Genomic DNA, 13,542 nt, shown 5'->3' with positions numbered 1-13,542 from the left:
AAACGGGCACTGTCGGCTCTTTCTCGGCTAGGTTGAAATCTACACCTTAGTACTTGCTAATGCGCATTCAGCGCTCTTCACCGACTGATCGGCGGCCACGCGGCACGGCCCTGGATTGACTTAGCTCACGGCAGGCTGGCTCATTTGTCCTTTGAGACGAAAGTCTAAGGGCATGCGCCGCAGCTTTACAGGCGGGTTTGGTAGCGCTACCGTTTCACAGTCGCGTGACCCGGGGGGAGCTGGGGCAAACGTCGCCGACGCCAGTGGTGGATGCTTGCCGGCATCCGTTTCAGCCACACCTTGATTGGAAACGGCTCCCCGCGAAACCCGCAGGGACCATCGGGAGGAGTTCGATGGCGTCTGTCGCGATTGGCGATGTCTACAAGTCGTTCGGAGCCACCCAGATCCTGCACGGCGTCAGCGTCGACATAGAGGACGGCGAGTTCGTCACGCTGGTCGGGCCGTCGGGATGCGGAAAATCGACGCTTCTGCGGATGATTGCCGGGCTGGAAAAAATCTCCCGCGGCCATATTTCGATCGGCAGCCGTGTCGTCAACGATGTTGCGCCGAAGGAGCGCGACGTGGCCATGGTCTTCCAGAACTACGCGCTCTATCCGCACATGACCGTTGCCGAGAACATGGCGTTCTCGCTCATGCTGAAGGGAGTGGCCAAGGCGGAGAGCGATGCCGGGGTGAAGCGGGCGGCCGAGATCCTCGGGCTGGTGCCGCTTCTGTCGCGTTATCCACGCCAGCTTTCGGGCGGCCAGCGGCAGCGCGTCGCCATGGGCCGGGCGATCGTGCGCAATCCGCAGGTGTTTTTGTTCGACGAGCCGCTCAGCAATCTTGACGCCAAGCTGAGGGTCCAGATGCGCGCCGAGATCAAGGAACTGCACCAGCGGCTGAAGACGACGACGATCTATGTCACGCACGATCAGATCGAGGCCATGACCATGGCCGACAAGATCGTCGTTATGCATGACGGCCTCGTCGAGCAAATCGGGCCGCCGCTCGAGCTCTACGACCGGCCGAACAACCTCTTCGTCGCGAGCTTCATCGGCTCGCCGGCCATGAACCTGCTCAAGGGCACATTCGCCAATGACGGCGCGCCGTCGTCGTTCCGGGGCGCGGGTGGCGTCTCCGTGCCTCTGTCGAAACCACCCGCGATCGGCAACGGCGAAGCCGTCGTGCTCGGCGTTCGGCCTGAGCATCTGCGGCTGGCCGAGGACGGCATTCCGGTCACCGTGGTGGTGATCGAGCCGACCGGCTCGGAAGTGCAGATCATCGGCCGGACGGCCGGCGGAGAGGATATCGTCGCCAATTTCCGCGAACGCCATTCCTTCGCGCCGGGAGAAACCATCCGGCTGTCGGTGGAACCCGGCCCCATTCATCTGTTTCACGGCGAAACGGGCCAGCGGATCGAAGCGGCGCCATAGACCACGCAACGAGGAAACCCACAGGAGGAGACGAGCATGAAGTTCACCAGACGCGACGTGATCCGCACGACCGCCGGCGCGGCCGCCGGGGCCTTGGGCAGCCGCTTCGTCGGCTCGAGCGCCTTCGCCCAGGAGGGCCTCACCTACAAGCCGGAGGAAGGCGCCAAGCTCCGGCTGCTGCGCTGGTCGCCTTTCGTGCAGGGCGACGAGGACCAATGGCTGAAGAATACGAAGCGGTTCACCGAGGCGACCGGCGTGGAGGTGCGCGTCGACAAGGAGAGCTGGGAAGACATCCGGCCCAAGGCGGCCGTCGCCGCCAATGTCGGCTCCGGTCCCGACCTGATGTTCGTCTGGTTCGATGACCCACACCAATATCCCGACAAGCTGCTCGACGTGACCGAACTCGGCGACCATCTCGGCAAGAAGTATGGCGGCTGGCACGACGGCCCGAAGCAGTATGCGACGCGCGAGGGCAAGTTCCTCGGCCTGCCGCTCGCCACCATCGGCAACGCCATCGTCTATCGCGAAAGCTGGGTGAAGGAGGCCGGCTTCTCGGAATTCCCGAAGGACACGGCGGGTTTCCTCGACCTGTGCAAGGCGCTGAAGGCAAAGGGCCATCCCGCCGGGTTCACCCATGGCCACGGCGTCGGCGACGGCAACAACTATGCGCATTGGCTGCTATGGAGCCATGGCGGCCAGATGGTCGACGAAGCCGGCAAGGTGACGATCAACAGCCCCGAGACGCTGAAGGCGATCCAGTATGCGCAGGAGCTCTACAAGACCTTCATCCCCGGCACGGAAAGCTGGCTCGACGTCAACAACAACCGCGCCTTCCTGGCCGGCGAAATAAGCGTGATCGCCAACGGCATCTCGGCCTACAACACCGCCAAGGTCAACAAGGACAACGACCCGAAGCTGGCCGAGATAGCCAAGGACATCCGCACCACCAATCTGCCGATCGGTCCGGTCGGGAAATCGGTCGAGCTGTTCCAGGTGACCACGGCCGTCATCTTCAACTACACGCCCTACCCCAATGCGGCCAAAGCCTATCTGCAGTTCATGTTCGAGGACCCGCAGATGTCGGACTGGATCACGTCGTCGGCCGGCTATTGCTGCCAGACGCTGAAGGCTTTCGACAACAATCCGGTGTGGAAGGCCGACCCGAACAATGCCGCTTACGCGAAAGCTTCGGCGACGCTGCGACCCAACGGCTATGCCGGGCCGCTCGGCTATGCCTCGGCCGCGACCATGGCCGATTATGTGCTGGTCGACATGTTCGCCAAGGCGGTGACGGGACAGGCGACGCCGCAAGAGGCGATGGAAGAGGCCGAAAAGCGCGCCAACCGCTATTATCGCGTCTGATCCTGCCGGGCACCTGAAGCAAGGGTGGCCGCGTCGGGATCTTCCGGGGCACGGAAGGACCACGCGGCCACCACCACTCCACCGCATGTTGCGAGGAATCCGCGCCCATGGCCGTGTCATCCGTTGCCGTTCAGCGGCGTCCGTCGATGCTTTCGCGACTTGCCGAGAGCCGGAACACTCTTGGTCTCGGCTTCATGCTGCCGGCGGCGGCGCTGCTCCTGGTCTTTCTCACCTATCCGCTGGGACTCGGGGTCTGGCTTGGCTTCACCGACACACGCATCGGCCGGCCCGGCATCTATATCGGTGTCGAGAACTATGAATATCTCTGGAGCGACAGCGTGTTCTGGCTGTCGGTCTTCAACACCGTGCTCTACACGGTCAGCGCTTCGATCCTGAAATTCGTGCTCGGCCTCTGGCTGGCTCTCATCCTCAACGAGAAGCTGCCCTTCAAGTCGTTCTTCCGCGCGGTGGTGCTGCTGCCCTGGGTGGTGCCTACGGTGCTGTCGGCCATCGCCTTCTGGTGGATCTACGATTCGCAGTTCTCGATCCTGTCCTGGGCGCTGCAGCAGATGGGGCTGATCGACCACCGCATCAACTTCCTTGGCGATCCGACCAACGCGCGCGCTTCCGTCATCGCGGCCAATGTCTGGCGCGGCATCCCGTTCGTCGCCATCACGCTGCTTGCCGGCCTGCAGACCATCCCGCAGTCGCTCTATGAAGCCGCCACGCTGGACGGCGCCAGCCGCTGGCAGTTGTTTCGCCATGTGACGCTGCCGCTTTTGACGCCCATCATCGCCATCACCATGACCTTCTCGGTGCTCTTCACCTTCACCGATTTCCAGCTGATCTATGTGCTGACCCGCGGCGGGCCGGTGAACGCCACCCACCTGATGGCGACCTTGTCCTTCCAGCGCGGCATTGCCGGCGGCCAGCTCGGCGAAGGCGCGGCAATCGCGGTCGCCATGATCCCCTTCCTGCTGGCGGCGATCCTGTTCAGCTATTTCGGCCTGCAACGGCGCAGGTGGCAGCAAGGCGGCGGAGACTGATATGGCCGCGATCAGAGAAGTCGAGCGCCTGGACACCGACGAAGGCGGCATGGGCTACCTGCAGAGCCTGCCGCGCCGGGTGGTCACGGTCTATCTGCCGCTGCTGGTGTTTCTCATCGTGCTGCTGTTTCCATTCTATTGGATGACGATCACGGCGGTTAAGCCCAATGTCGAGATGACGGATTATGTGAACTACAATCCGTTCTGGGTCGTGCATCCGACGCTGGAGCACATACGCTATTTGCTCCTGGAGACCTCCTATCCCGGCTGGCTGCTCAACACGGTGATCATATCGACGGCGGCCACCTTCCTGTCGCTGGCGGCTGCGGTGCTCGCCGCCTATGCGATCGAGCGGCTGCGGTTCTCCGGCGCCCGCCAAGTCGGCCTTGCCGTCTTCCTCGCCTATCTGGTGCCGCCCTCGATCCTGTTCATCCCGCTGTCGGTGATGGTGTTCAACCTCGGTCTCTACGACACGCCCTTCGCGCTGATCCTCACCTACCCGACCTTCCTGATCCCGTTCTGCACCTGGCTGTTGATGGGCTACTTCCGTTCGATCCCCTTCGAATTGGAGGAATGCGCGCTTATCGACGGCGCCACCCGCTGGCAGATCCTGACCAAGATCGTGCTGCCGCTTTCGGTGCCGGGCCTGATCTCGGCCGGCATATTCGCCTTCACGCTGTCCTGGAACGAATTCATCTACGCGCTGACCTTCATCCAGTCGTCGGAGAAGAAGACGGTGCCAGTCGGCGTGCTCACCGAGCTCGTCCGCTCAGACGTCTACGAATGGGGAGCGCTGATGGCGGGCGCGCTGATCGGCTCGCTGCCGGTGGTGGTGCTTTATTCGTTCTTCGTCGAGCACTACGTCTCCTCGATGACGGGCGCGGTGAAGGAATAGCGTCCGCTTTGGCGGTCATGGCCATTGCACGAGGCACCCGCCGATCGATGGATTTTAGCGGATCGGCACCAGCATGGCAGCCTCGCGGATGACGCGGATGGCGTCCGGATTGGTGACGGGATAGCACCGGCCGCGATCGACAGCGGCGCCAAGCGGCATTTCGAGAAAACGAAGCTGCAACTCATCGCCGCCGGTTTCGAACTCATGCCCGTCGATGCCCAGCCCCGATGCTCCGACGGGGTGGCGAGCAAGTAGCCGAGGGGGTGGTGCGTCGCGCTTTCTCCCCCGCTAGCTAGGGGCCGCTAGGGGGAGATAACGGCGCCCGCCGCCGCGCTAAAAACTGATCTCCACCGCCGGCGCACTACGCTTCGCCTCGCCATGAAACACCGCCTCGATGTTGCTGCCGTCGGGGTCGAGCAGGAAGGCGGCGTAGTAGCCGGGGTGGTAGGGACGCTCGCCCGGCGCGCCGTTGTCCTTGCCGCCGGCGGCGAGGCCCGCCTGGTAGAAGGCGTCGACCATGGCGCGGTCCTTGGCCTGGAAGGCGAGATGGTGACGGCCGGTGAGCACGCCCTGGGCCGCGCGGCTATCGGCGCTGGAAACGAACAGTTCGTCCGCCCAGAAATAATCCTCGGCCTCGCCGCCGATCGGGATGCCCAGCACTTCGAGCACCGCGCCGTAGAAACGCCGGCTCGCCTTGACGTCGCGCACCACCAGATGAAGGTGGTCGATGAGCCGGCCGCGATAGAGTTGCATGGCGTGTTGCCTCCTCCCGATTGCAGCGGCTCAATCTAGAAGGGCCTGGTGCGCGGTCAATGTGGGTGCGGAAGACTGCTGACAGGTAGAGAGATCGGCGCGAGGCACCCCCCTCTGTCCTGCCGGACATCTCCCCCTCAAGTGGGGAGATCAGTTTCTTCGCGGGTTTCGCCAATCACCGACGTTGTAAGGAGAGGCGCGGATCACGACACAGCCGATTCTCCGCTCTTGAGGGGAGATGCCCGGCAGGGCAGAGGGGGGCGTGACGGAGCGCCGACGTTGGCGACGATAACGCGTCCGAAAAATCCGGATAAAAAATGCAACCAGATTGTAGGATCGGTGTCCGCCTCGGCGTCCTTCGGACGCAAGCGGCGCGATGGACCTGGAAAAACCGTGCCGCATCAAACAGGATGCCGTAGGGCACGGGAGAAAATCATGAATCCTTCCTATCGTTGGGTCATCGTCGCGGCCGGCGCGCTGATGACCTGTGTGGCGCTCGGCGCGATGTTCTCGCTGGCGATCTTTCTCGAGCCGATGTCGATCGACACCGGCTGGTCGCGCGCCGGCATTTCCAGCGCCATGACGCTGAATTTTCTGGTGATGGGCATCGGCGGCTTCGCCTGGGGCGCGATCTATGACCGCGTCGGTGCCCGCCCCGTCGTGCTTGCCGGCGCGGTGCTGCTCGGGCTGGCGCTGGTGGTGGCGAGCCGCGCCAACTCGCTGCTGATCTTCCAGCTCAGCTACGGCGTGATCGTCGGGCTGGCGGCCAGCGCGTTCTTCGCGCCTATGATCGCGCTCACCACCGCCTGGTTCGACACCAACCGAAGCCTTGCCGTGTCGCTGGTTTCGGCCGGCATGGGAGTGGCGCCGATGACCATCTCGCCCTTCGCCCGCTGGCTGATCTCGGCCTATGACTGGCGGACCGCCATGTTCGACATCGGCGTCATGGCCTGGGTGCTCCTGCTGCCCGCCGTCTTCCTGGTACGCCAGCCGCCGGCGGCCGGCGCGGCGGCCGACGGCGGCATGCCGGCGCGTGCCGCCGACGACCCCGGCATGAGCGTCGGCCAGGCGCTGCGCTCGCCGCAGTTCCTGGTGCTGGGCATGACCTTCTTCGCCTGCTGCGCGGCGCATTCGGGGCCGATCTTCCACATGGTCAGCTATGCGATGGCCTGCGGCGTTGCGCCGATGGCTGCCGTCTCGATCTATAGCGTCGAGGGCCTTGCCGGCCTTGGCGGACGCCTGCTCTACGGCGTGCTCGGCGACCGGCTGGGGGTCAAGCCGGTGCTGATCACCGGCCTTGCCATCCAGGCCGCCGTGATCGCCGCCTATCTCGCGGTCGGCCGGCTCGAGCAGTTCTACGTGCTGGCCGTCATCTTCGGCGCCACCTATGGCGGCGTCATGCCGCTCTATGCGGTGCTGGCACGCGAATATTTCGGGCCGCGCATCATCGGCACGGTGTTCGGCGCCGCCACCATGCTCTCCAGCCTCGGCATGTCGTTCGGCCCGCTCGCCGGCGGCATGATCTACGACGCCTATGCCAGCTATTCCTGGCTGTTCATCGGCTCGGCGCTGGTCGGCCTGGGCGCCGCCGGCATCGCGATCGCCTTCCCGCCGCAGCCGAGCCGGCAGCGGCTGCAGATGGCATAGCGAGATGAATCTCCCTCCTCGAGGGGGAGATGTCGCCGAAGGCGACAGAGGGGGTCGCGGCGCGTCAAGCGCCGACGCCCCTCTCCGTCGCATGGGGCGCCGGCGATCCACGCTCGGAACTGCCCTGCCGGCATCTCCCCTCGAGTTGCCCGCACCGCCGACGCGAAATCCATTGCCCGACGACGGCGAGTGTGAAACTCTCCGCGAGAGAAGACGCTGCATCTGAATGCCGGCCGGGCCGGCGCCATCCGTGGTCGGGAATATTGCAGTGGACACAGGCCTGGAAGCCGCAGAAACAAGGAATTGGTCCCGCCTGCTGGTCGCGGCCGAGAGCGGCGATGCCGAAGCCTCGCGCGCGGAGCTCGCAGCGGGCGCGGATATCAACCAGACCGATGAAGACGGCTGGTCAAGCCTGCACCTCGCGGCGCATAACGGCCGCACCGCCGTGCTCGAAACCTTGATCGGCCACCCGGCGGTCGACGTGAACTGCAGAAACAAATGGAAGAGCACACCATTGAGCCTGGCTGCGGCTAGGGGTCACCTCGCCTGTATCCGGGCGCTGCTGAAGCATCCGCAGATCGATATCGACGCCCGCGCCGACTATTACGGCAGGACGCCGCTCATCGAAGCCGCAAGGAACGGGCATCTCGATATCGTCAAGCTGCTGGTCGAGCATGGCGCCGACGTCAATCTCGCCGACAAGACGGGACGCAACAGCGCGCTCATCGAGGCGATCAAGGGACGCCACTTCGAAGTCGCGCAATATCTGCTGGAATCCCGCAAGGTGAACTTCCTCAACAAGGACATGCGGCTCAATGCGCTGATCTGGGCTGGCAGCACGCGCAACGCCGAACTCATCGGCAAGCTGGGCGCCGCGATCCATCGCTTTTTCGAAGGCAAGTGAAGTGCGGCCGTCAGCCATTGGAACCGTCAGGCCGAAGCTGCCCTCAGCCCGTGCCCGTACCTGACCTCAGCGCCTCCCTGCCCTCGTCGTCGCGGCGCAGCCGCGCGTCGGAGATCAGCATCACCGGGCATGGGCAGCGCTGCAGCACGCCGCTCGTCGTCTCGCCGAAGATGAGTTCCTCGCCCGGCCGCCGCGCCACGCCCATGACGATCAGCGCCACGTTCCTGCCCGCCTGACGGGCAATGGCATCGGCGGCGGCGGCCCTCGAGCGGATGGCAGTCTCGATCTCGACGCCATAACGGTCGGCAAGCGCGACAATGTCCTTCAGCACAGCCTCCCTGCGGCGATGCGAGACGGTGTCGCGCGGTTCGTCGCGACCCGGACGCGCGACATAGAGGACCTTGACCGGCGCGCCGGTGACGGAGGCGACGGCAAGCGCGAGTTCCGCGCCGCGGCGCGCATTCGCCGTGCCGTTGACCGGCACCAGGATCCTGCCGGATCCCGGCCCAAGGCGCGGCATCTGCCGGCCGGCGCCGGCCGGCTTCAGCACCAGGCAGAGCGGGCCCTCGAAAGCGCCGGCGATCTCGTTCAGCCGGCGCGAGAAGCCGCCCTTCGCGGTCACCGCTCGCCCGACGCCGATGAGCAGCATGCCGTAGCCCTTGCGCGCCTCCTTGGCGACCGCCTCTGCGGAGAGCGGAGCGTCATGCGGGCGGCGCGTGAGGGGGACTTCGTGCGCGGGCTCCTCGTCGGCTTCCTTCGCCGCCTCGCGGCCCTGCTCAGCGCCCTTCTCGATCTCGTCCAGATGCGCCGCCTCGACGGGGTCGGCTTCGCTTTCGCCGCTTGTACGGAGCACGGTCGTCGGCTTGCCGGCGCCGATGACACCGGCGAGGTAGGCGGCGAAGCGGCCGACGACGCCCTCGTCGACCACCACCAGCAGCCGCTCCAGATTGGTGATGAAGCCGCGCTGGTCGACCTCCTCGCGCTCCAGCCTTTTCTTTTCCGCCTCCCCCATCGGCAGCCGCCCCAGCGCCCAGCGCAGCGTCGGCGGCATGGCCAAGGTGGTGATGACGGCCATGGTGACGATCATGGTGAAAAGCGTGTGCGAGATCACGCCGATCGACAGACCGATCGAGGCGACGATGACCTCGGTCGAGCCTCGCGCATTCATGCCGCAGCCGACGGCAATGCCCTCGCTGCGGCTCATGCCCGCGGCCTCCGCGCCGATGAAGGCGCCGCCGAACTTGCCGAGGCTGGCGATCGCCACCAGCGCCACGGTGAGCAGTGCAAGCTCGGGATCGACGAGCACTGTCAGGTCGGCTGAGAGACCGGCGACGCCGAAGAAGACCGGCATGAAGAGTGCCGTGATCACGCCGCGCAATTGCCCCTCGATGTGACGCGACAGGATCGGCGACTCGCCGACCAATATGCCGGCGACGAAGGCACCAAGCACCGTATGCACGCCGATCAGGTCGGTAACCAGCGCCATGCCGCCCATGATGGCGAGGATGACGGTGACCACTGCGTATTCCGAGCGGAAGGTGTCGTTGGTCCAGCGGATGGCATCGAAGACGATGCGGCGGCCGAGCGTGAAGGAAAAGGCCATGAAGGCGGCGACGCCGGCGAGCGTGAAGGCGAGGCTGGCGAGCTCGATGCGGCCATGCGTGGCGATGCCGATGGTGATGGCGATGATCACCCAGCCGATCGTGTCCTCGATGATGGCCGAGGAGACGATGATCTGGCCGAGGTCGCGGCGCATGAAGTTCATCTCGCGCACCACCATGGCGACGATCTTGACCGAAGAGATCGAAAGCGCGGTGCCCAGAAACAGGCCGGAGACGATGCGCTCGCTGCCGGTGGCAAGCAGCGAGGCCGGCATGAACTGCGCGGCCACGAAGCCGAGCGCGAAAGGCACGGCGACGCCGGTGGCGGAGATGGAAAAGCAGGCGCGGCCGACGCGGCGCACCAGCCTCAGGTCCGTCTCCATGCCGGTCAGCAGCAGAAGCATCAGCACGCCGAACTGGGCGATGGCGTTGATCATCGACTTCTGCGCGGCATCGCCGGCAAAGACCAGCCGCTCGGCCGCGGGCCACAGCCAGCCGAGCAGCGAGGGCCCGAGCAGGATGCCGCCGATCAGCTGTCCCATCACCGCCGGCTGGCCGAGGCGCTCCAGCAATTCGCCGATGCCTCGGCCGACGACGAGCAGCAAGATGACTTCGAGAACGAAGATGCCTTCGCTCGACATGCCGGTTTTTTCGGCGGCGAAGGCGGCGGCCGGCATCGATGCAAGCGCCGCCGCGGCAAGCGCGAGAGAAACCGGCCGGCGCCGGTTGGGCATGAAGGACAATTGCCGCACCCCTCGATTATCCTCGCCATAACGGTTTCGCACATTCATCGGTTGCACGGCGGTGGAACTGCCACTCTCTCCCGTTGTGGGGGCGATGTCCGGCAGGACGGGGGGGGCGCCGTGGAGGACCAACGTCGATTCAACCTATCTCCAAAGCAGGCCACTTTTAACCGTGATGGAGGTGCCTGCAAGGGCTGGGATGCCGGCGGGACAGCGCCTCCTCTACCCTGCCGGACATCTCCTTCACAACGCGAGAGAGTGGCAACTCCGGCGCCGGCCGCCTCTCTCAAGCAGCTTCGACGTCGCGTACAATTCGATTCAAATGCTGCCGCCCATCTTTGCTTGTCGGTAAAGCGACTCACGCATGGTCGCTGCACGGCGGGGCAATAAGGAGAAGCTAATGAAAAGCGACTTTGCCGCCGCCCACCTGCACCTCGACAGGGCCTGCCATTATCTGCGCGGCGACGACGAGACCAGCCGCACGGCGCTTGCGGCGCTCGACCTTGTGATCGAGGCGGTCGCGACCGCCCTCTATGCCCGGCCCGAGGCCGAAGTGGTGCCGTTTCCGATATCAGCCGCTCAGCGATAGGAAGCATCCATGACCGGCGGCCGGCAATGATGATTGACGGCCGATCAGATCGGTCATCGCCTCGATGACCTTGCCGGCCGCCGCCCCCGTCGCCGACCGATCATTGACGTTGATCGAGATGCGAAACGGAATGTCGAACTCGATTGGCCTGAGTGCCAGTCCGAACTCGGAATAGAAGCCCGCAGTGAACGGATCGACCACAGCCAGCGAGCGGCCGCCCCTGACCAGCGCGCAAGCCAAGAATGACTGGAAGATGTCGGCGACGGTGTTGGCCGCGGTCACTTCGAGCAGCCTCGCGCCGTCGCGGCTGCGGCGGAAATAGAGCTCGCCCAGCGACACGAACGGATAGCGGGAAAAATCCTCCAGCCGGACCCGTTCGCTCTCGGCGAGCGGATGCTTCTGGTCCATGACACAGACGCTATTGCGTTCGAAAGTGGCGACGCATTTGGCGTCCAGGAAAGAAACGCCCGCGTCCACCAGGCCGACGTCGGTCAGGCGCGAGGCGACGGAGGAGACGATCTCCGTCGAGCTGCGCACCGCGATGGTGGTCCTTGCCTCCGGAAAGCGCGTCCGAAGCTGCTGGATCGCATCCGGCACGATGTTGAACGACATCGCCGCCAGCGTGCCGATGCGCACGACGCCGCGCTTCAGTTCCCTGATCTTCCTGCGCCGCCATGATCAGATTGCGCGCGCCATGAAAGGTCTTGCCGACCTCGCCGTAGAACAGCAGGCCCTGCTCGGTCGGAACCAGCCGACCGTGCGATCGATCGAACAGGCTGAGGTCGGTGTCGATCTCCAGCTCCTGCAGCAGCCGGCTGACGCTCGGCTGCGAGACGTTGAGCGCGATCGCAGCGCCCGACACGGAGCCGGCCACCATCGTTGCCTCGAAGGCCTCCAGTTGACGAACGCTGAGCCCGGAAAAACGCATCTCTTCCTCCCGGTATAGGATTAGCACATACCGGACCAAAATCTTGATCTTTGATTTCGCTGCGTTTCGGGCCCTAGCTGCAAGCTTGGCAGAAACGGACGGAGCCGTCGTGAAGCGAGCCAATGTCATCTTCATCTGTGCCGACCAGATGCGCTACGACGCGCTCTCGGTCACCGGCAACCGCGTCGCCCATACCGCAAACATCGACCGCATCGCCGCGCGCGGCGCAACCTTCCATCGGCATTTCACGCCTAACCAGATTTGCTCGCCAAGCCGAGCGACCATGGCAACAGGGCTCTATCCACGCCATCACGGATTGTGGCGCAACGGCGTGGCGCTCGACGGTCGGCTCCCTAATCTGTGGCAGGCGCTGTCGCTTGCCGGATACGCCACAAAAGGCCTCGGAAAGCTGCACTTTCAGCCACTGCTCGCGCCCGTCGAACGCGACATGCCGGAATCGCTTGCCTATTGGGAAAGGCCGGGCTGCGAGGACTGGCACGGTCCCTATTTCGGCTTCGATGCCGTCGACCTCGTCATGGGCGAAGCCAACGAAGCCACTCGCGCCGGCCACTACGCCGCCTGGCTCAAGCGCAACCACCCCGAAGCGGTGGACCTCTACGAGCCCGACGCCAGTCCCGACAGCCGGGCGCAGGATCTGAACGAAGTCTGGAAAAGCGCGGTGCCGCCCGAGTTGCACTACACCAGTTGGATCGCGGATCGGGCGATCGACTTCATCGGGGACAAGGGCAGGCAGGCAGAGCCGTTCGGCTTGTTCGTCTCGTTTCCGGACCCGCACCACCCCTTCGCCCCGCCCCGGCCCTATTGCGACCTGTTCCGACCGGAGCTGATGCCCAGGCCGACCATCCGGGCGGGCGAGCTGGAGCGGATGCCGGCCTATCTCGGCGAAGGCGACGATCCGACAAAAGTGCCCTACATCGCCTCCGGCGAGCAGCCGCGCGAGCAGGGCTTCCTCCTGCGCACCGACGATATCTCCGACGAAACGCTGGCCACCGCAATCGCCCACACGCATGGCATGATCCAGATGATCGACGATGCCGTCGGGCGGCTGCTCGCGGCCCTGGACGACGTTGGCGTGCTCGACGACACCTACGTGCTGTTTACCGCCGATCATGGCGAGTTGCTCGGCGACCACGGGCTGCTGCGCAAGGGGCCGCCGCCCTACCGACAACTGCTGCAGGTCCCGCTGGTTCTTAGCGGTCCAGGCATCCGCGCCGGAACAAACCTCGATGCGCTGACCAGCCACCTCGACCTGTTCGCGACCATCGCATCGCTGCTCGGCCTGCCGGCGCCCGCGACCGACGGCACCGATCTCAAGCCGCTGATCGACGGCCGGGTCGCCGACGTCCGCGACTTCCTGTTCGGTGAATATCATCCGCGACGTGACCCCTGCCTCTACAACCAGTCGATCATCTCCAAGGAGTGGCGGTTCACCCGCTATCCCAACCAGCCGGCCTGGGGGGAGCTGTTCGATCTTCGCGAAGACCCCTGGGAGCACTGGAACCTGTTTCCCGAGCGAGCACTCGGCGCGCAGGCGCGCGCGCTGAGCGCGGTTCTCGACCGGCGCCTGCCGCCACAGCCGCTGATGGTCAACGAAGTCCTTGGCGCCTATTGAACCAATGG

Annotated in this window: 13 protein-coding genes; 9 read left to right on the top strand and 4 right to left on the bottom strand. The window is 65.1% G+C overall.

Annotated features, from left to right (window positions below):
- Positions 1-353: 353 nt before the first annotated feature.
- The 4 genes from ugpC to EOD29_RS11445 all read left to right on the top strand — a co-directional run bounded on the left by ugpC (position 354) and on the right by EOD29_RS11445 (position 4,736).
- The gene (ugpC, locus tag EOD29_RS11460) at positions 354-1,433 is read left to right on the top strand and encodes a sn-glycerol-3-phosphate ABC transporter ATP-binding protein UgpC (RefSeq protein ID WP_067001190.1); all 1,080 of its coding nucleotides are present in this window, start codon (positions 354-356) and stop codon (positions 1,431-1,433) included.
- A gap of 36 nt (positions 1,434-1,469) precedes the next feature.
- Positions 1,470-2,795, top strand: coding sequence for an ABC transporter substrate-binding protein (locus tag EOD29_RS11455; protein WP_127214326.1), 1,326 nt, complete (start codon positions 1,470-1,472; stop codon positions 2,793-2,795).
- A gap of 107 nt (positions 2,796-2,902) precedes the next feature.
- The gene (locus tag EOD29_RS11450; protein WP_095801403.1) at positions 2,903-3,841 is read left to right on the top strand and encodes a sugar ABC transporter permease; all 939 of its coding nucleotides are present in this window, start codon (positions 2,903-2,905) and stop codon (positions 3,839-3,841) included.
- A 1-nt stretch (position 3,842) separates the two neighbouring features.
- Positions 3,843-4,736: a carbohydrate ABC transporter permease gene (locus tag EOD29_RS11445; protein ID WP_067001185.1), complete on the top strand. Its 894-nt coding sequence runs from the start codon at positions 3,843-3,845 to the stop codon at positions 4,734-4,736.
- Between the two features lie 54 nt (positions 4,737-4,790).
- Here the strand turns inward: EOD29_RS11445 and EOD29_RS37855 are convergent, their stop codons facing one another.
- Positions 4,791-4,916, bottom strand: coding sequence for a hypothetical protein (locus EOD29_RS37855; RefSeq protein WP_259979814.1), 126 nt, complete (start codon positions 4,914-4,916; stop codon positions 4,791-4,793).
- Positions 4,917-5,069: 153 nt separating this feature from the next.
- Positions 5,070-5,489 (bottom strand): VOC family protein, encoded by a 420-nt coding sequence (locus EOD29_RS11440; protein WP_095801405.1) that lies wholly within the window; start codon positions 5,487-5,489, stop codon positions 5,070-5,072.
- A gap of 435 nt (positions 5,490-5,924) precedes the next feature.
- Between EOD29_RS11440 and EOD29_RS11435 the strand changes: the two genes are divergently transcribed.
- Both EOD29_RS11435 and EOD29_RS11430 read left to right on the top strand, forming a co-directional pair.
- A complete protein-coding gene (locus EOD29_RS11435; RefSeq protein ID WP_095824540.1) occupies positions 5,925-7,136 on the top strand; it encodes an MFS transporter in 1,212 nt (403 codons plus the stop codon).
- Positions 7,137-7,404: 268 nt separating this feature from the next.
- On the top strand, positions 7,405-8,040 hold the full coding sequence (locus EOD29_RS11430; RefSeq protein WP_127246764.1) for an ankyrin repeat domain-containing protein: 636 nt from the start codon (positions 7,405-7,407) through the stop codon (positions 8,038-8,040).
- Positions 8,041-8,083: 43 nt separating this feature from the next.
- On the opposite strand, the gene EOD29_RS11425 is transcribed toward EOD29_RS11430, so the two are convergent.
- Positions 8,084-10,393, bottom strand: a complete 2,310-nt coding sequence (locus EOD29_RS11425; RefSeq protein WP_245475317.1) for a cation:proton antiporter — start codon at positions 10,391-10,393, stop codon at positions 8,084-8,086.
- A 391-nt stretch (positions 10,394-10,784) separates the two neighbouring features.
- On the opposite strand from EOD29_RS11425, the gene EOD29_RS11420 reads away from it, so the two are divergent.
- A complete protein-coding gene (locus EOD29_RS11420; RefSeq protein WP_067322650.1) occupies positions 10,785-10,973 on the top strand; it encodes a hypothetical protein in 189 nt (62 codons plus the stop codon).
- Here EOD29_RS11420 and EOD29_RS11415 read toward each other — a convergent pair.
- Positions 10,956-11,609 carry a LysR substrate-binding domain-containing protein gene (locus EOD29_RS11415; RefSeq protein WP_127246763.1) on the bottom strand — a complete coding sequence of 218 codons (654 nt, stop codon included), beginning with the start codon at positions 11,607-11,609 and terminating at the stop codon, positions 10,956-10,958. The genes EOD29_RS11420 and EOD29_RS11415 overlap by 18 nt on opposite strands.
- Here EOD29_RS11415 and EOD29_RS36500 point away from each other — a divergent pair.
- Both EOD29_RS36500 and EOD29_RS11405 read left to right on the top strand, forming a co-directional pair.
- The gene (locus tag EOD29_RS36500; protein ID WP_206520469.1) at positions 11,575-11,919 is read left to right on the top strand and encodes a hypothetical protein; all 345 of its coding nucleotides are present in this window, start codon (positions 11,575-11,577) and stop codon (positions 11,917-11,919) included. The two genes, EOD29_RS11415 and EOD29_RS36500, sit on opposite strands and share 35 nt — an antisense overlap.
- Before the next feature lie 91 nt (positions 11,920-12,010).
- Positions 12,011-13,534: a sulfatase-like hydrolase/transferase gene (locus EOD29_RS11405; protein WP_127246761.1), complete on the top strand. Its 1,524-nt coding sequence runs from the start codon at positions 12,011-12,013 to the stop codon at positions 13,532-13,534.
- The last annotated feature ends 8 nt before the right edge of the window (positions 13,535-13,542 follow it).

The sequence above is a fragment of the Mesorhizobium sp. M1A.T.Ca.IN.004.03.1.1 genome, from assembly GCF_003997555.1.
GTDB lineage: Bacteria > Pseudomonadota > Alphaproteobacteria > Rhizobiales > Rhizobiaceae > Mesorhizobium.
Note: the sequence above shows the minus strand (reverse complement) of the source record. Positions and strands in the feature narration are given on the sequence as shown.